The sequence below is a fragment of the Paenibacillus sp. FSL E2-0178 genome (assembly GCF_038593005.1).
In the GTDB taxonomy this organism is placed as follows: domain Bacteria; phylum Bacillota; class Bacilli; order Paenibacillales; family Paenibacillaceae; genus Paenibacillus_AQ; species Paenibacillus_AQ phytohabitans.
This window is the reverse complement of the sequence record NZ_CP151953.1, coordinates 3,345,918-3,361,482: the sequence shown is the minus strand read 5'-3', so window position 1 is coordinate 3,361,482 and position 15,565 is coordinate 3,345,918. Positions and strand designations below refer to the sequence as shown.

Here is a 15,565-nt window from a genome sequence, read left to right as displayed (position 1 = left end):
GCGGCCCTTTCCGCGCAGTCTGGTGCAGCCCCATAAGAAGGCAAGAATATAGAGTATAAGAGTTATAGCTATTTTCATAGTGAAGCTCCTTTACTCTTGCTGGACAGACTTGAACGATTTATTGCTGAGGCCTGTCCGTTCAATCTGGAACGAGACATGCGGGCGGATCTCAATCTCCTGAAATACGCTGTCCCAGCTTTTCTCCTTCTCAATCTGCTTCCAGCGCTTGCGGTCGCTGCGGTGGACTCTTACCGCAAAGCCTGTGACATCTGCGCCGAGCTTTTTAACCTCTGTCCAGGAGTTATTCACGAGATCGAGTACCTGCCGGTCGAGGGATGCTTCCATTTCACTGATCGCTTTACGGTCATTCAGATCCATAACGCTGCCCAGCTCTGTTAATACCCCGCTGCCCTTGATGTCTATATCCATGATGAAATGGTCTTTAGCCCAGACGGGATGTACATTAGTCCAGGAATTCTGGAGGATGAACGAGGCGTCAAGCTTGTCGCTCTTCCGGGGCTGGGAAGCGAAGGCGATGGTTGCGGTCTCGATATTGTCTGTCATAAAAGACAAGCCGAAGGCCTGTTTCTGGCTGAGCCAGCCCACAAACTTCTCGCCTTTGATTACACCCAGTCTGCCCAGCGCCAGGCGTGAGGGCAGATCTGTCCGGCCGGTCTCGCTGGTCTCATCCATAATATCCGGACCCGTAAGCAGAATCTCCGGCAATACCGCACTCCCGGACTCAGAGGCGAGGGACATCGCCAGCTCAAACAGGCGGGTGCCGGGATAATAGGACAGCAGCCTCGACTCCTGTTCAATCATGAGCTGGATACCGGCGCCCTGGTTTTTGGTCAATTGCATCAGCTGATCCAGAATATCGCCTGCTTCGCCTTTGGAAATGAACACATATACCGTTTCCCGGGCATCCTGCTTGCGCAGGAACATGTCGATCAGCTGATTGATGCCATGCTTGGCCAGACTTTCCCCGATAACCGTGATCCGTGAATGGGAGAAGAACATCTCACGCGTGCTGGTCAGATTGGACCGCTCGATTGCTTCCATAATCGTCCGCCCTTTTACTGTAAAGGTGACAAACGGCGGTGAGCTTGTGCTTCCACCTCCGCTGCCGCCCATCCCGCTTGCACCGGATGAGGGGTTGATGACCTGATAGGTGGCTTTCCACTCGTTATTCTCCCAGTCGTAGGCCGAACCGGAGGTAACCCCCAGCTCATTCAGCTCCCGGTCATCCCAGCAGCCGGAGAGAAGAACGGACAGAAGCGGGAGACAGAGGATGAGGCACAGCGCCGTTCTCTGTGTATTCATGTTTCCAACTCCTTCCGCTTGGATCTCGACTTCTGGACCCGGTACAGCAGGATAGCCCCCAGCGGCACGAGCACATTGAACAGGAAGAAGACCACGAAACGTCCTTCCTTGTTGTAGATATTAAGCTTGGCCGAGCTTTGCCAGGAGAACAGGCATTCCAGCGCAATGAGCAGACCGAGCGCCCCGATAAAAGGCCGGCTGCTATTCACCCGGAAAGTCTGTTTGAAGCATTCTACTGTCACAAACAGGAAGATCGCGAATTTCAGATAGATGGACAGCACCCAATAGGAGATGAACAGAATATCCAGCTTCTCTATGAAACTTCCGATCCTGATAATGCCCACGGTAGAGAAGCCCGGATAGGTGCTGAGCTTGATGAAATCCGGACCGAACACCATCAAGGCCGTGATCAGGGAGAACATCATCAGAACAGAGACGAACAGCAGTCCGGTCCAGCCGATAATCCGCGCTCTCTGCGGATATTGCAGGTAAGGAGCCAGAAACAGCAGCACGGCCACTTCAGACATCCAGGTGGTCGGCGTCAGGCTGGCCAGCGTTAATTCAGCCAGGTTGTGATCGAACATCGGCAATAAATTATGCACATTCAGATCGCTGAACAACCCGAACAGGTACAGGGGGACGAAGACGAAATAGAGCAGAATGACCAGGGTATTCACTCTGGCGATGGATTCGATGCCTTGTCTGACCATATATATCGTGATGAAGAGAATCAGGATCACGAGTACGGTGACCGGTGTGTTGATCAGTACATTGTCTTTGATGAAATTGACGAATTCACGCAGGATCGTTGCCGTAGTATCCAGATAGTATTGCAGCATCAGCAGACCGAGAATGGTGGATACAACCGGAGAGCTTTCCTCCCTGACCCAGTCCAGAAAAGGAGCGCCATTGCTGTTCTGAATTACAGTCCCGACAATCGCGGCAATAAGCAGCCCGGTCAATGTGGACATAATAATCGCCAGCGGCGCATCTTGCTCCGCGTAGGTGCTAATAATGATGGGCAGCACGACAGTAGCTGTCGGCAGGATCGTATTAACAACCAGCATGGCTGCCTGGGTGGTGCCGATTTTTCCATTCATGCAGGACCCTCCCCCTGAGGCTTCGGCTGTTCTGGTGCTGGTTGGTTCGCCCCTTCAACGGGCTGAGGCTTCTGGTTCGGCCCTTGTCTGCGGGTTTCTTTGCCGAGATCGGTCTTGGGACGCATGGTCATGCTCCAGAGCGGAACGCGGATGAAGATATCCTTCAGATATCGCGGAATCATCGGCGCTACCGGAGACAGATAGGGAACGCCGAAGGAACGCAGTCCCGCCATATGAATCAGGAGCACCATCATGAAGGACATGATTCCGAATAAGCCAAGCGATGCAGCGATGAACATCATTACAAAGCGGATCAGCCGGATGGAGTTGGCAATCGCCAGTGACGGAATTACAAAGTTCGAGATGGCCGTAAAAGAAACCACAATGACCATAGCCGCCGAGACAAGCCCGGCCTGAACAGCAGCCTGACCCAGCACCAGCGCGCCGACGATGGAGATAGCCGGTCCGATGGTGCGCGGCATGCGCACCCCCGCTTCGCGCAGTACATCGAAGGTGAGCTCCATGAGCAGCGCTTCCGCCAGTGCCGGCAGCGGCACCCCTTCACGCTGGGCAGCCAGGCTGATCAGCAGGGTGGTCGGCAGCATTTCCTGGTGAAAGGTAGTGACTGCAATATAGAGTGCGGGTAGCAGCATCGATACAAAGAAAGCCCCGTAGCGGATCAGCCGCAGAAAGGAGGAGATATCATACCGCTGGTAGTAGTCTTCACTGGACTGGAAGAAGTTGAAGAAGGTAGACGGCGCCAGCAGGGCAAAGGGGGTACCGTCAATAATAATCCCGATTTGTCCTTCCAGAATGCCTCCGGCCACCGCATCGGGACGTTCGGTGTTCTGGATGGTAGGGAAGGGGGTCAAGCCGCCGTCCTGAATGAATTCTTCAATATAGTTGCTCTCCAGAATGGCATCCGTATTAATGGCATCAAGCCGGCGGCGGATTTCTGTCAGCACCTGTTCGCTGGCGATGCCCTTCAAATAGATGATGGCGATTCCGGTCTGGGTACGCTGGCCGATTTTATATTCTTCGATCCGCAGATCGGTAGTTTTGAGCCGGCGGCGCAGCATGGAGGTGCCCGTTCGCAGACTTTCCGTGAAGCCCTCCTTCGGACCGCGGATGACACCCTGGGAGGTCGGCTCGTTAATGCTTCTCTTCTCCCAGCCGGAGGTGTCTGCGGCCAGTGCGACCTGAAGTCCTTCGAACAGAATCAGCGTATAGCCTTCAAAAAGCATAGCCAGCAGCACTTCCAGCGTTTTGCCTTCCTTGACGCCCCCGACCGGCAGCATCTGATCCTTGATCATGCTGAAGGCAGCTTCGGCGGTAATTGAATCTCCTTTCAGCGTCACATTCTCCATTAAGGGCTGGAGCACCGTCTGGTTGACAGAATCGGCATTCACCAGGCCGTCAATATATATGAATGTAAGGGAAAGGGAGCTCAAGGATTCATTGGTGAAGTTGCGGATGACGATATCCGAGCTGCTGCCGATCCGCTTTACGATTTCCTGCAAATTCACCTCAAGTGAGGAGTTCAGCGGGAGCGGTGCGGGTACAGAGGTTTCCACGGGATCTATGCCTGTCTTCCGGCCTTTCTGCTGATTCTGCGGCATCTTCGGGGGCTCCTTTCTGCTGGATTCTGGATTCTTTGGCTGTATTATCCCCCGCAGGTGGATTCCTTATTCTGCCTGATTTACGGAATCAGTGGATGAATTCCAAGCTGGTGAACGTGAAAAAGGCATTTCTCCAACCTGTTCAGGATGAGAGAAATGCCTCCATATAGATGCTTATAGCCGGATATTATTTGGTCTGGACGACCAATGCGTTGCTGATCAGGCGGCCGGGTGTAGTCAGATATTTGCCGTTATAGTAGAGGCCGCTGGAAGCTCCGCCATCCAGATTCATCGCCTGGTACGCACCTGCCTGCTTCATAATCTCCGCCAGCTGGGGGATGGTTGCCCCGCCGGAGGTCAACAGAATCAGCTTGTGGTCGCGGGTCAGACCCAGCGCGCTGCGGGAGCCTCCGCCTGTCAGTATCTTAGGGTCCTTGAAGCCCTCGGCGAGCACATTGAGGGATACCTTGCCGTTCACCAGCAGCCGCGGGCCTGCCTGCAATGCGCCTTGAATGGAGCCGCTGTCGAAGCGGTTCTTGAATTCACTGCCCGGAATCAGCTCAGCCAGAAGGTTGCTGTCATAGGCAAATACGGTCCGCTTGTCTCCGGGGCTGTTCTTCAGCATCTTGCCGCCGCTGATAATATAGCCGTAGGGAGCATAATAGGTGCCTTTGGTGTAGGCATCGAAGAAGGTGCCGTTGATGGCGGCTGCGGCATTGCTGCGCTTAGCGATGCTGGCGAGCGCTTCTGTCTTGCCGACAGTATTTCCGGCAAGGACGGCATCCAGCTTCACTGACGGATGCAGCAGGGAGACCGTAACGGTCTGCACGGCAAAGGAACGTCCGCCGACCTTGTATGTATGTTTGCCGCTGACTACAGCAGGCGTACCGCTCTTGATCAGGGCGCCGTTCTGCACGGGCAGGGTGGCTGTTGCCTCGCCGCTCGTGAGCTTGAGCGATGCGGAATCTTTATTCCACTGGAGCTGTATGCCAAGCGTCTGGCTGACGAGAGACAACGGAATATAAGTCATGCCATTCTCGCTAAAGGGACGTTCGCCCAGGGTAACGGGCTTGCCGTTGACGGTGGCTCCGGCCGTGCCTGGAGTGAAGGTAACAGACAAATCATCCCGTGTTACCTGGATCTGTCCTCCAGCAGAGCTTACTACAGACTGGATGCCGGCGAAGCCGTTCAGGAATCTTAGCGGAATGAACGAATGGTTCTCCTTATCAACATAGACGGCAAGTTTGGCTGGTGCCGCCGCAGCGGCCCGGGATTGCAGGGGCGAAAGAAGGACAACAAGCAGACAGAAAGCGGTGAAGAGGACGGACATTCTTTTCATAGTAAACCTCATAGTAAACGAAATCTCCTTCAGATTGTAGCAGGTTAACTGCAGTTTAGGATGAATCTGGAATGGACTCCAGAAAGAAGCACTTGAAATACTATAATATAGCGGGCTCTCGTGACCGTCAATGGAACATGCATAGAGCGGGCTGTTCGTTTATAATGAAATCACTTACGGATATTGACACAAAGGCGGGAAGCGATGATAACAAGAATAGGCTTGATTCGGCACGGCAGCACACTCTGGAATCAGGAAGGCCGGATACAGGGCCACACGGATAATCCTCTGGACGAGGAGGGCTTCCGGCAGGCGGCCGTACTTGCAGAGCGTCTCAGCGGTGAATCGTGGGATTATATCTATTCAAGCGATATGCTGCGGGCCAGACAGACGGCGGAGGTCATTGCCGGGAGACTGGGCATACCGCTGGCTGGTCTGATTCCGGGGATACGGGAAATGAACGGCGGGTTAATAGAAGGAACTACGGAGAAGGAACGGATCGAGCGGTTCGGCAGCGGGTGGAAGACGATGGATATGAAGCTGGAAAGCCGGGACCTGGCTCAGCAGCGGGGTGTCCGGGCCGTTGAAGAGGTTGCCGCCCGCCATCCGGGGCGCAATGTCCTCATAGTCAGTCATGGCGCCATTCTGCGCAGTACGCTGGCAGGACTTGTTCCCTCACTGGATCTCAGTGTAGTGCTGAAGAATACTTCAATTACCCGTATAATCAGAGATGCCGGCGGCTGGACCTGCGAACTGTACAATGGCGTGGAACATATGAACGAATAGACAGTCTGGACGATTCTGGAATACAAGAGAGTCTCCCGTGCAAAGGGCGGCTCTCTTCCATATGTCCCAGAACATACCATCGCAAATCCTGCAGCTTTTGCCGATAATATTCTTAGCATTTATGCAAAGTCCGGCCTTACCTGCCGGAAATGTTCAGAATATGTTCAGACTAACCCTGTACAGTAGCGCTTAAAAGCGATAAATCATATGATTATCAAAGGAGGGCAGAGTAATTTGGAAGAGGCCCGGAATTATATACTGGCTGTATTATCTATTCTCATTGGAGTACTAACGGTGTACAGCATCCTCAGGCTGACGCGGAATTTCTCCAAATGTCACCAAAGAGCCCGCGCGGTCCGCACGAGCCTGGTTGTACTAGTTATTAGTGCCGGTCTTGGCAGCATGCATCTGCTGGGCAAGAGAACTTTGTCGGGGTTCACCGCTGAAGATAGCAATCTGTTTATTACTATGGCACTCTATGTGCTTACGCTCGCCGGAATATTGTACCTGTTCCTGCGTGTGCGTATGCTCCTCGGAGAGCGCGAGCAGCTGAAAGAACTGGCCTACCGGGATACCTTAACCGGACTGCTCAACAAGAATGGAATGGATCATTTCTGGGATCACTGCAAATCAGGCGAACAGCTTGCGGTATTATATCTGGATCTTAACCGCTTCAAATCGATTAATGATACGCTCGGCCATCATGCGGGAGATTTGCTGCTGGAAGCCGTTGGCGGCAGTCTGCAGCAATTTTCGCGTAAAGGCAAACGGCATATATTCAGGGTAGGCGGGGATGAATTCGTCATCATCGCCAAACGCTGCAGCCGCAAGGATGCGGAGCAGCTGGCCCTTAAGGTTCTGGAGAATATCACCCGGAATTATAAGTTGGAGACGCATGAATTGTTCGTATCCGCGAGCGTCGGCATCACTATGAGCCAAGGCAGGATTGACCGGAAGCGGCTGCTCCAGGAAGCTGATTCCGCTATGTACAATGCCAAGCAGCTGGGCAGCGGGCGTTATGCGGTCCATAAGCAGGAGAATAGTCTTCCTCCTGTGAAACTGGTTAGCAGCTCCAGAGCCCAATAGCTTGTGAAATCCTGCCCAAAATACAACATTTTGCTCATGAAATCGGCCCTAATCATCAAATGTTGTATGAAATATAGCATTTCCCCTCATTTAAGCCGATTAGCGGGAGAATTCTTGTATTTCATACAACAATTTTCCCGGACAGCTGGGCAGGTGGCAAGCAAAGTTGCAGTACGTACAACATTAATACCGGGGCCAGCAATGAACCTGGTATGAGGCGGGTACGAGTCAGGTGTGAGACAGGTTCGAGCCAGGTGTGAGACAGGTATGAGCCAGCTACGAGCCTGGTATAAGACAGTGATAGCTTTACGCAAAAACGGATACCATCCCTTAGAGGAAGGTATCCGTTTCTGTTTGGTACGGCCGCTGCCTGAGTGTTTCAGACGGCTCCTGATCCGGAAGCAGCAGCCACTCCGGCCTTTTTGCCAATACTATAATCCCTTGGCTGCCAGCAGCCCGGCAAGTACATCCGGGTGATCGGTAATGATGCCGGCCACTCCGGCCTCAATCAGATAGGTCATCTGTTCGGGATCATTTACAGTCCAGGGATGATAGACGATTCCGCTCTCCGCTGCATCGGTGACGAACTCCGGCAGAACGGAAGAGTAATGGGCATGCAGAGCATCCGCCTGAAGCGTAGCCGCATAATCCCACGGACGGTATAAGCCTTCGCCATACAGTATGCCGGTGCGGATCTCCGGTGCCAGCGACTTGCAATAAGCAAGGGAGTAGTGGTTGAAGCTGGAGATGACTACCCGCTCACTCATGCCCTGCTCCCGCACAGCGGCTATTACCTTTTCCTCCATACCGGGATAAAGGAACGTGCCGTTCTTCAGCTCAATATTAAGTACTGTCTCACGTCCCTGAAGCAGATCCAGCAGCTCATCCAGTGTCGGAATCCGCTCTCCCGTGAACTCAGGACTGAACCAGGACCCCGCATCGACCTCCAGCACTTCACGAAGCGTCTTATCCTTCACATATCCGCTGCCTGTAGTGGTGCGGCTAAGATTCTCATCATGAATGATTACTATGGCTCCGTCACTCGTCATCTGCACGTCTGTTTCGATGCCGGTTGCGCCAAGCTCCAGACCCTTGCGGAATGCCGCCATTGTGTTCTCCGGGGCGACTGCGGATGCGCCGCGATGCGCGAAATTAATGATGTTCATGTACTGTAATTCCCTCCGTCTCTTGGTTGTGATGATGCCCGTGTTGGACGGGCCCCCTTGTAGTGTATTCCACATAACATGAAGAAACCCTGTCCGCAAGCAGCGAAAAGGGTGTGATTTCTTGGAAATTAACATGCGCCGGCAGAAGCCATTAGAATGGGGGATTAATTCCCCAGCTCTTTCAGGGCCGCAGCAGCCAGCTCTGCGAAATAGCGTGCTGCCTCTAGCAGCGCCGATTCATCGACGTCAAAGCGCGGGTGATGAAGGCCGTAAACCCCTTCGGTACCGATGTTGACGAAAGCGCCCGGCAGCTGCTGCAGATAAAAAGCGAAATCCTCGCCCCCCATCTGCGGATCAAGCTCAAAGACAGTGAGGCCAAGACGGGCCGCAGTCGCTGCGGCAAACCCGGCCCAGCGGGGGTCATTGACCGTTGCCGGCGGTCCGGGTATCCACTCAAGCTGTGCTTCAGCTCCTGCAGCGGCAGCGACCCCTCCAATAATCTGCCGGATCTGCCGTGGCACGGCTTGGCGGATGGCTTCATTATACGTCCGGACTGTGCCTTCCAGCTCTACAACGCCGGGCAGGACGTTCCAGGTGTTGCCGCCCTGAATCCGGGTTACACTGACCACCACCGATTCAACCGCACTGGTAAGCCGGCTCGCGATTGTCTGCAGCGAGGTGATGATCTGCGCCGCTGTTACAATCGTATCCTGGCCGCGTTCCGGCTGAGCTGCATGTCCTCCTTTGCCGAGAACCTTAATGACAAACCGGTCTACACCGGCAGTAAGTGCACCGCTGCGTGTTCCGAATGAGCCTGCTGGCAGGTCGGGGTTATTATGCAGTCCAAAGATGGCGTCTACTCCGCTCAGCCCGCCGGATTCCAGTACGGCTATTGCTCCGTGCCCGGTCTCTTCCGCAGGCTGGAACAGTATTCTGACGGTCCCGGCAAGCTCGCTTTCCTGTGCCTTCAGCAGGTACGCTGCCCCGAGGATGCCTGCCGTATGGAAATCATGCCCGCAGGCATGCATCCTGCCGGGAATCACGGAGGAGAAGGGCAGCCCCGTATCTTCTTCAATAGGCAGAGCATCGATATCTGCACGGATGGCAACGACCGGGCCATGGCCGCTGCCAATCTCGGCAATCAGTCCTGTCTGCAGCGGAAGATCAAGCACAGTAATTCCCGCTTCAGCCAGCCAGCGGCGCAGCCTGTCTGTGGTCTCAAATTCCTCGTTCGACAGCTCCGGCTGCTGATGAAGCTCCCGGCGCACCTGAATCAAACGCTGAGCCAGTTGCTGTTCCTGATCTTGCGTTAATGACGGCATGGATGTACAGCCCCGCTTTCTCCAATTAATCTATCATTCCTGTAGATTCCTGATTAATCCGATTGATTTATTTACTGCGCATAATACCTTTAATGGAAAGGGCCTGTCAATGTGTTATTTAACGATCCGGGGATTTATGAAATATTTCATGAAAGTGATGGATATCTCATTGACGTTTCATTTTTCCCCATGCTATTATACGGCCAATTCATTTAAATCCGATAGAATAACTATTTATTTAATATTTCGGAGACAATGTGTTGCATCCAGAAGGGGGAGAACATATGGGAGAGTGGTCGAGACAGGAGCGTTTTGCGGCCTTGCTGTCAGGGGAGCGGGCCGATCGGCCGATTGTCAGCGGCTGGCGCCATTTCATAGACCGGGAGAGTAATGCCGGTGATCTTGCAGAGAGTACAGTAGCTTATACGAAGCAATTCGATTGGGACTGGGTCAAAATCAATCCGCGGGCTACGTATTACGCAGAGACATGGGGCAACACCTATGATTCCGCGGATTACCGTACGGTATTTCCCAAGCAGACCCGTGCGGTGATCCGGAGGCCGGAGGATGTCTGGAATATACAGGCGCAGCAGGCTGCAGCCGCAGCGCCGCTGGCCGAGCAGTTAGAGGCTGTAAGCCTTATACGCCAGGGCCTGCCGGATACTCCGCTGACCCAGACCATTTTCTCGCCGCTTACCGTGCTGCTGTTTCTGGCGGGCCAGTCGGCTTATGCCGGTGACACGGTTTATGGCAGCCGTGAGCCGGTGACCGTGGAAAGTCTGCTGGAGGAGCAGCGTGCAGGTGTACATCAAGCGCTGAAGGCCATCGCCCTGACGCTGGCGGATTATGTGCAGGAGCTGGGCAAACGGGGGCTGGACGGGATTTTTTATGCGGTGACCGGCACTGCTCATCCGGGGGTTTTTGATGATGCGGCGTTTCAGGAGCTGTCCCGGCCGTATGATGAGATGGTGCTGGAAGCCGCCGGTTATGGCAAAAGGATTCTGCATACTTGCGGTGCCTATTCGCAGCCGGAAAGGTTCAATAATTATCCCATTGAGGGCATCAGCTGGGATACCGCAGCACCGGGTAACCCCGGTTTGCATGCAGAGCTGAGGCCGACGAAGGTGGGGGGAGTGGATCATGCCTTATTCGCAGCACATGATCCCGGGCGCGTCCGTGCACAGGCTGAATTCGCCCTGCGCCTTATGGCGGACGAGCCGTTCCTGCTTGCACCCAATTGCGCGATCCCGCTTACCGTGGAAGATCGTTCGTTACAGGCATTACGTGATTCTATTCCGCATGAGTCACATATGAAAAGGGGTTCAAATAATGAAAAATATCGTGAAGTTTAAGAAATTGGCAGCTGTGGTTCTGGTGGGGATGTCGGTCGTGCTGGGAGCCTGCGGGAACAAAACGGCTACCGGAGAAGAGAAGAAGGATATCGTTGTCGGCTTTGGCGTGGGCACCTATGAAGAACAGTTCCGGCTTGGTATTGTGCCGATTCTGGAGAAGGAAGGGTACAAGGTGGAGATCAAAACCTTCTCCCAGAACATGCAGGTCAATCCGGCGATGAAGGAAGGCTCCATTGACGCAAGCATCTTCCAGAGTACGGCTTACATGGAAGGCATCAACGCGGAACTGGATGCGGATATGGCTGTGCTGAACTTCGTGCCGAGCGCACCGCAGGGACTCTATTCCGAGAAGCATCAATCGCTTGATGAAGTGAAGGACGGCTCTGTGATTGCCCTGCCGAATGATCCGGTTAACCAGGAGCGTGCGGTAAGAATTCTGGAGGATCTCGGCTGGGTGAAGGTCAAGGCGGATGCCGGGACCACAGACTTCAACCTCAGCAGTGTGGAGCCGGACAAATACGATCTGAAGCTGGAGTCGCTGGATTCGGCGCAGATTCTGGTCTCGCTGGCCGATGTGGATTACGGCGTGGTGAACGGCAACTATATCGCCAATGCCAAGCGGCAGATTACCGAAGCGCTCCAGATTGAGAACACGCCTGAGCAGCACCGGGTAACCGTAACGGTGAACAAGGGCGATTTGGATACCCAGTGGGCCAAGGATCTGAAGGCAGCGTATGAATCGCAGGAGTTCGAGGATTACATCAACGCCCAGGATAAATACGACGGCTTCATCCTTCCGGATGCCTGGGAGAACAACTGATATGGCAGCGGGCAGAATTCATTTCATCGGCGGCGGGCAAATGGCGGAAGCGATCATCCGGGCCGTTGTTGGCAATGGTACTTATAAGGCTGAGCAGATCAGCGTGGCAGACATTCATGAAGAACGGACGGCTTATCTGAATACTGCCTATGGCGTGCGGGCAGCCGGAGAGTCTCAGGAGGCGGAGCTTGCCGGAGCGGAGCTGATCATTATTGCCGTCCGGCCTCAGGATGATCTTGCAGCTGTTGGCGCGGCCATCTCCAGCTATGCGTCAAGCGGAGCGGCGGTCCTGTCCATTGTCGCCGGAGTGACCATCGATAGGCTGGCTGGTTATGTTGGAGCGGAACGCCCGATTATCCGGGTGATCCCGAATACGCTGACCGATACCGGACTCGGCTACAGCGGGGCAGCTCTGAACGCTTTCGCTGGTAAGGAGCAGGTGGAGGAGTTCCTGAACGGGTTCGGCAAGGTGCAGTATCTGGAGGAAGCGTTGATTGATATCTTTACCGGGTACGGGGTGGCCGGGCCGAATTATGTCTATTATTTCATCGAGTCCTTGGCCGATGCCGGAGTGCTGGCAGGATTGCCGCGCGAACAAGCCTGGACGACGGCGCTGGAGAATGTAGAGGGGGCCGTAGCCATGCTTCGGCACAGCGGACTGCATCCCCGGCAGCTGCTGGACATCAACAACTCTCCGGGCGGAGTTGGCATTCACGCGCTGTATGAGCTGAACAACAGCGGCTTCGCAGCCGGACTTCAGCGCAGTGTCAAGGCTGCTGTGAAACGCACAACGGAGCTGGGGCAGGTGAAGTCATGAGCGTGCTGCAGTGGGATCATACCGTGCATTATGTCAATGATCTTGAACAGGCCATCGGAGCCTTCAGGGACAATGGCCTGGCCGCTTCCTACGGCGGATCGCATAAGCTGTGGGGGACTCATAACGCGCTAAGCTATTTCGGGCTGAACTACATCGAATTCCTGGCGATTGAGGACCGGGAATTAGCGGCAAGTCTGGATACCCCTAATCTGGTAGTGAAGGATGCCGTGAATCTGCTGCCTGATCATGAAGGGTTCAGCAGGGTAGCGATCCGCACCGATGATATTGAAGCAACCGCATCAGCGCTGGAGAAGCAGGGCCTGAAGCTGTCACCCATACTTGATGGCAGACGGCTGAATGCACAGGGACAGTGGATTGAATGGCGCATGCTGACTATCGGCGGCCATTACCAGGGTCTGGTCTATCCCTTCATAATCGAGTGGAAGGGAACCGATGCCCTGCGGGAAGAGGAGCTGACGGCAGCGGGAATTATCGTTCCCCATCCGGCAGGAGAAGTGACGGTCCGCCGTGCTGTATTCTCCGTACCTGATCCGGCAGCGGCGGCGGCTCACTGGGGAGAAATCTTCGGCTTGGCGGAAGTCCAGGCCGGTTCATCTGCAACCCCCGGCGATAGCGTTTCACTGGCGGTTGGCGATAAGGTATTTGAATTCCGGCGCGGGGAAGACCGGCAGATGACCCGGCTGCTGCTAAGCGGCGATGCTCCGGGACTGGCGGGCCGTACGCTCACTATTGCTCAAGGCGAGTATGTGTTTACAGCCGAGTAATGACGAATTGCAAGCCCGTTGCCTGCGTGTGTTGCCGGCAGCGGGCTTTTTGTTGCCGGGAAGCGGTCTATGTGCGGTAATGAATTACGGCTGGTGTGTTCTTCAGCAATCGCTTAGAATAAGTCTGAACTATACCCATAACAGAAAGAAGCGATACACTTGAAGTTTTGTCTCGAATGTGGAAGCCGTCTGGTCCTGAAGGAATGTAACGGAGAAGGGGAGGTACCCTACTGTGAGTCCTGTGCCGCGTTCCGGTTCCCGGTGTTCAGCACGGCAATGAGTACAGCGGTGCTGAACAGGGAGCTGGATAGAATCCTGCTCATCCAGCAGTATAACCGCAAGGATTATATCCTGCTGGCCGGTTACGTGAATAAAGGGGAGAACGCCGAGGCAGCGCTGATCCGCGAAGTGCAGGAAGAAGCAGGGCTTGAGATCATCGCTTATGAATACATGCGCAGCCAGTATTTCGCCCCTTCCAATACGCTGATGCTTAATTTCATCAGTGTGGCTGACACGGAGGACTTAAGCGCAATGAGCGCTGAGCTGGATCATGCGGCATGGTTCACGCTGGATGAAGCTGCGGACGCCATACTGAAGGGCAGTCTCGCGGAGAGCTTCCTGCTGACGATCATCGGTAAGCTAAGACAAGGACGGACCTTGGAGAGCTTCACAGCGGCCTCACGTTAAGCATGATTTCAGGCTGAGACGATATTGCGGATTCTCTCGTGCACCTGCTGCGCCTCCAGAAAGGCTGCGGAGTACTGAAGATCTGTTTTTCGGGCCGGCAGCAGCCGGGGCAGGAAGGGAATCGATACGACAGGCGTGTCCGCGTTGTTAAAATAGATTTTTAGCGTCAGCTCGCTGATCTCTTCGGCATTGCTTATGGCTTGGACAGCTTCTGCGAACCCGGGGGTGGCGGCTACACTTGGGCGGATTCTCGGCGCACTGGTCGTAATCCGGCTGGTCTTGCTGACTTTGCTGAGCGTTAAGGCATTCTCGACGATCTCCGCTCCCAGAATGGTGTCGAACGTGTAGATGGTGGCTGTCGCCGGCTCCTGCCTGCCGGGATGCAGCAGACCGATGGCCATAGTCTGGCCCGCCTCATCCAACGCGATCAGATGGGATTCATCAGGTGTGATGAACCGCTGGGGAAATTTAAGATTGAATGCGGACAAGGCATGGATGGCCTCTTTCCGGCCGGGTGCTTGGGGATGGGACCGTATGAACTGAAGCACCGCAGCTGACAGCAGGAGCGAAACGCCAAGCACAGCAAACATGTACATCAGAATAATAAGCACTGAACCGCCTCCTAAAAGGTAACTATTTAATAGATATGCGGGGAGTACGTGAACAAATACATAGACCGGGCCTGCCGGGATCATATATTATTTGGGTATTCTGCAAGGCGGGGAATAATTCAGAGATTCCAGGGGGATTCCAGGCATGATTGTTGATACACTTAGCCATTTGCTCAAAGATGAGGCTGCATACGGAGAGAAGATCCAGAGGGGGCTGCAGTTTCTGCGCGATACCGATTTCACCGGGCAAGCGGCCGGACGCCATGAGGTCAATGATGAGATGTTCTATTTCATCAACGAATATCAGACCAAGGATGCCGGAGAATGCTTCTGGGAAGCGCACCGCGTGAATCTGGATCTGCATTATATTCTGGAAGGTACAGAGCGGATCGGCTATGCTGCCATTGAGCAGCTTGATGTGAGAGATGACTACAGCGCAGAGAAGGATGCGATCTTCTTCACCGGTGCAGTAGAATCTACGGTAACTGCAGGACCGGGCGCTCTTGTCGTGTGTTATCCGCAGGACGGACATATGACAGGGATTGAAGCAGGCAAGCCCGAGGCTGTGCGGAAGGTAGTTTTGAAGATTAAGCTATAGTTTTGTTAGGACAAGGAGCAACGGCTATGCTGACCCTCAGGGGACGGTGTAGCCGTTGCTGGTTAAGCTGCCGGAACAACGCTTCCCGATGTCACAAGGAAGTAAAGTTGTAGACTGACGATGCCTTTATTAAGCTTTCGGGCAGGATTGTTAG

At 54.3% G+C, this 15,565-nt stretch carries 15 protein-coding genes; 8 read left to right on the top strand and 7 right to left on the bottom strand.

Features of this window, described 5'->3' with window-relative positions; genetic code table 11:
• Window positions 1–90: 90 nt before the first annotated feature.
• The 4 genes from MHI42_RS14725 to MHI42_RS14710 form a co-directional block, all read right to left on the bottom strand.
• Entirely contained in the window at window positions 91–1,323 is a 1,233-nt protein-coding gene (locus MHI42_RS14725) for a Ger(x)C family spore germination protein (RefSeq protein WP_342424277.1), read from the bottom strand.
• A complete protein-coding gene (locus MHI42_RS14720; RefSeq protein WP_342424276.1) occupies window positions 1,320–2,423 on the bottom strand; it encodes an endospore germination permease in 1,104 nt (367 codons plus the stop codon). Before MHI42_RS14720 ends, MHI42_RS14725 begins: the two co-directional genes overlap by 4 nt.
• Window positions 2,420–4,042 (bottom strand): spore germination protein, encoded by a 1,623-nt coding sequence (locus MHI42_RS14715; protein WP_342424275.1) that lies wholly within the window; start codon window positions 4,040–4,042, stop codon window positions 2,420–2,422. Before MHI42_RS14715 ends, MHI42_RS14720 begins: the two co-directional genes overlap by 4 nt.
• 187 nt (window positions 4,043–4,229) lie before the next feature.
• Window positions 4,230–5,381, bottom strand: a complete 1,152-nt coding sequence (locus MHI42_RS14710) for a phosphodiester glycosidase family protein (RefSeq protein WP_342424274.1) — start codon at window positions 5,379–5,381, stop codon at window positions 4,230–4,232.
• A gap of 204 nt (window positions 5,382–5,585) precedes the next feature.
• Here MHI42_RS14710 and MHI42_RS14705 point away from each other — a divergent pair, with 204 nt between their 5' ends.
• Together MHI42_RS14705 and MHI42_RS14700 are read left to right on the top strand one after the other, a co-directional pair.
• Window positions 5,586–6,167, top strand: coding sequence for a histidine phosphatase family protein (locus MHI42_RS14705; RefSeq protein ID WP_342424273.1), 582 nt, complete (start codon window positions 5,586–5,588; stop codon window positions 6,165–6,167).
• A gap of 234 nt (window positions 6,168–6,401) precedes the next feature.
• A complete protein-coding gene (locus MHI42_RS14700; RefSeq protein ID WP_340947756.1) occupies window positions 6,402–7,253 on the top strand; it encodes a GGDEF domain-containing protein in 852 nt (283 codons plus the stop codon).
• A 431-nt stretch (window positions 7,254–7,684) separates the two neighbouring features.
• Here MHI42_RS14700 and MHI42_RS14695 read toward each other — a convergent pair whose 3' ends face one another.
• On the bottom strand, window positions 7,685–8,419 hold the full coding sequence (locus tag MHI42_RS14695; RefSeq protein WP_171717463.1) for a glycerophosphodiester phosphodiesterase: 735 nt from the start codon (window positions 8,417–8,419) through the stop codon (window positions 7,685–7,687).
• Between the two features lie 164 nt (window positions 8,420–8,583).
• Window positions 8,584–9,741 carry an amidohydrolase gene (locus MHI42_RS14690; protein WP_342424272.1) on the bottom strand — a complete coding sequence of 386 codons (1,158 nt, stop codon included), beginning with the start codon at window positions 9,739–9,741 and terminating at the stop codon, window positions 8,584–8,586.
• A gap of 284 nt (window positions 9,742–10,025) precedes the next feature.
• On the opposite strand from MHI42_RS14690, the gene MHI42_RS14685 reads away from it, so the two are divergent.
• The 5 genes from MHI42_RS14685 to MHI42_RS14665 all read left to right on the top strand — a co-directional run bounded on the left by MHI42_RS14685 (window position 10,026) and on the right by MHI42_RS14665 (window position 14,202).
• Window positions 10,026–11,093, top strand: a complete 1,068-nt coding sequence (locus MHI42_RS14685) for a uroporphyrinogen decarboxylase family protein (protein ID WP_342424271.1) — start codon at window positions 10,026–10,028, stop codon at window positions 11,091–11,093.
• Window positions 11,071–11,913: a MetQ/NlpA family ABC transporter substrate-binding protein gene (locus MHI42_RS14680; protein ID WP_076242312.1), complete on the top strand. Its 843-nt coding sequence runs from the start codon at window positions 11,071–11,073 to the stop codon at window positions 11,911–11,913. Before MHI42_RS14685 ends, MHI42_RS14680 begins: the two co-directional genes overlap by 23 nt.
• 1 nt (window position 11,914) lies before the next feature.
• Window positions 11,915–12,730 carry a pyrroline-5-carboxylate reductase gene (gene proC, locus MHI42_RS14675; RefSeq protein WP_076242313.1) on the top strand — a complete coding sequence of 272 codons (816 nt, stop codon included), beginning with the start codon at window positions 11,915–11,917 and terminating at the stop codon, window positions 12,728–12,730.
• The gene (locus MHI42_RS14670) at window positions 12,727–13,515 is read left to right on the top strand and encodes a VOC family protein (RefSeq protein WP_076242314.1); all 789 of its coding nucleotides are present in this window, start codon (window positions 12,727–12,729) and stop codon (window positions 13,513–13,515) included. Before proC ends, MHI42_RS14670 begins: the two co-directional genes overlap by 4 nt.
• Window positions 13,516–13,674: 159 nt before the next feature.
• The gene (locus MHI42_RS14665; RefSeq protein ID WP_042134141.1) at window positions 13,675–14,202 is read left to right on the top strand and encodes an NUDIX domain-containing protein; all 528 of its coding nucleotides are present in this window, start codon (window positions 13,675–13,677) and stop codon (window positions 14,200–14,202) included.
• An 8-nt stretch (window positions 14,203–14,210) separates the two neighbouring features.
• Here MHI42_RS14665 and MHI42_RS14660 read toward each other — a convergent pair whose 3' ends face one another.
• Entirely contained in the window at window positions 14,211–14,813 is a 603-nt protein-coding gene (locus MHI42_RS14660) for a hypothetical protein (protein ID WP_340988915.1), read from the bottom strand.
• Window positions 14,814–14,958: 145 nt separating this feature from the next.
• Between MHI42_RS14660 and MHI42_RS14655 the strand changes: the two genes are divergently transcribed.
• The gene (locus MHI42_RS14655; RefSeq protein ID WP_340988914.1) at window positions 14,959–15,411 is read left to right on the top strand and encodes a YhcH/YjgK/YiaL family protein; all 453 of its coding nucleotides are present in this window, start codon (window positions 14,959–14,961) and stop codon (window positions 15,409–15,411) included.
• The last annotated feature ends 154 nt before the right edge of the window (window positions 15,412–15,565 follow it).

What these genes read in the sequence shown, in the direction of transcription:
- MHI42_RS14725 (WP_342424277.1), bottom strand. Translation starts at nt 1,323, where the DNA reads ATGAATACACAGAGAACGGCGCTGTGCCTCATCCTCTGTCTCCCGCTT.
- MHI42_RS14720 (WP_342424276.1), bottom strand. Translation starts at nt 2,423, where the DNA reads ATGAATGGAAAAATCGGCACCACCCAGGCAGCCATGCTGGTTGTTAAT.
- MHI42_RS14715 (WP_342424275.1), bottom strand. Translation starts at nt 4,042, where the DNA reads ATGCCGCAGAATCAGCAGAAAGGCCGGAAGACAGGCATAGATCCCGTG.
- MHI42_RS14710 (WP_342424274.1), bottom strand. Translation starts at nt 5,381, where the DNA reads ATGAAAAGAATGTCCGTCCTCTTCACCGCTTTCTGTCTGCTTGTTGTC.
- MHI42_RS14705 (WP_342424273.1), top strand. Translation starts at nt 5,586, where the DNA reads ATGATAACAAGAATAGGCTTGATTCGGCACGGCAGCACACTCTGGAAT.
- MHI42_RS14695 (WP_171717463.1), bottom strand. Translation starts at nt 8,419, where the DNA reads ATGAACATCATTAATTTCGCGCATCGCGGCGCATCCGCAGTCGCCCCG.
- MHI42_RS14690 (WP_342424272.1), bottom strand. Translation starts at nt 9,741, where the DNA reads ATGCCGTCATTAACGCAAGATCAGGAACAGCAACTGGCTCAGCGTTTG.
- MHI42_RS14685 (WP_342424271.1), top strand. Translation starts at nt 10,026, where the DNA reads ATGGGAGAGTGGTCGAGACAGGAGCGTTTTGCGGCCTTGCTGTCAGGG.
- MHI42_RS14680 (WP_076242312.1), top strand. Translation starts at nt 11,071, where the DNA reads ATGAAAAATATCGTGAAGTTTAAGAAATTGGCAGCTGTGGTTCTGGTG.
- proC (WP_076242313.1), top strand. Translation starts at nt 11,915, where the DNA reads ATGGCAGCGGGCAGAATTCATTTCATCGGCGGCGGGCAAATGGCGGAA.
- MHI42_RS14670 (WP_076242314.1), top strand. Translation starts at nt 12,727, where the DNA reads ATGAGCGTGCTGCAGTGGGATCATACCGTGCATTATGTCAATGATCTT.
- MHI42_RS14655 (WP_340988914.1), top strand. Translation starts at nt 14,959, where the DNA reads ATGATTGTTGATACACTTAGCCATTTGCTCAAAGATGAGGCTGCATAC.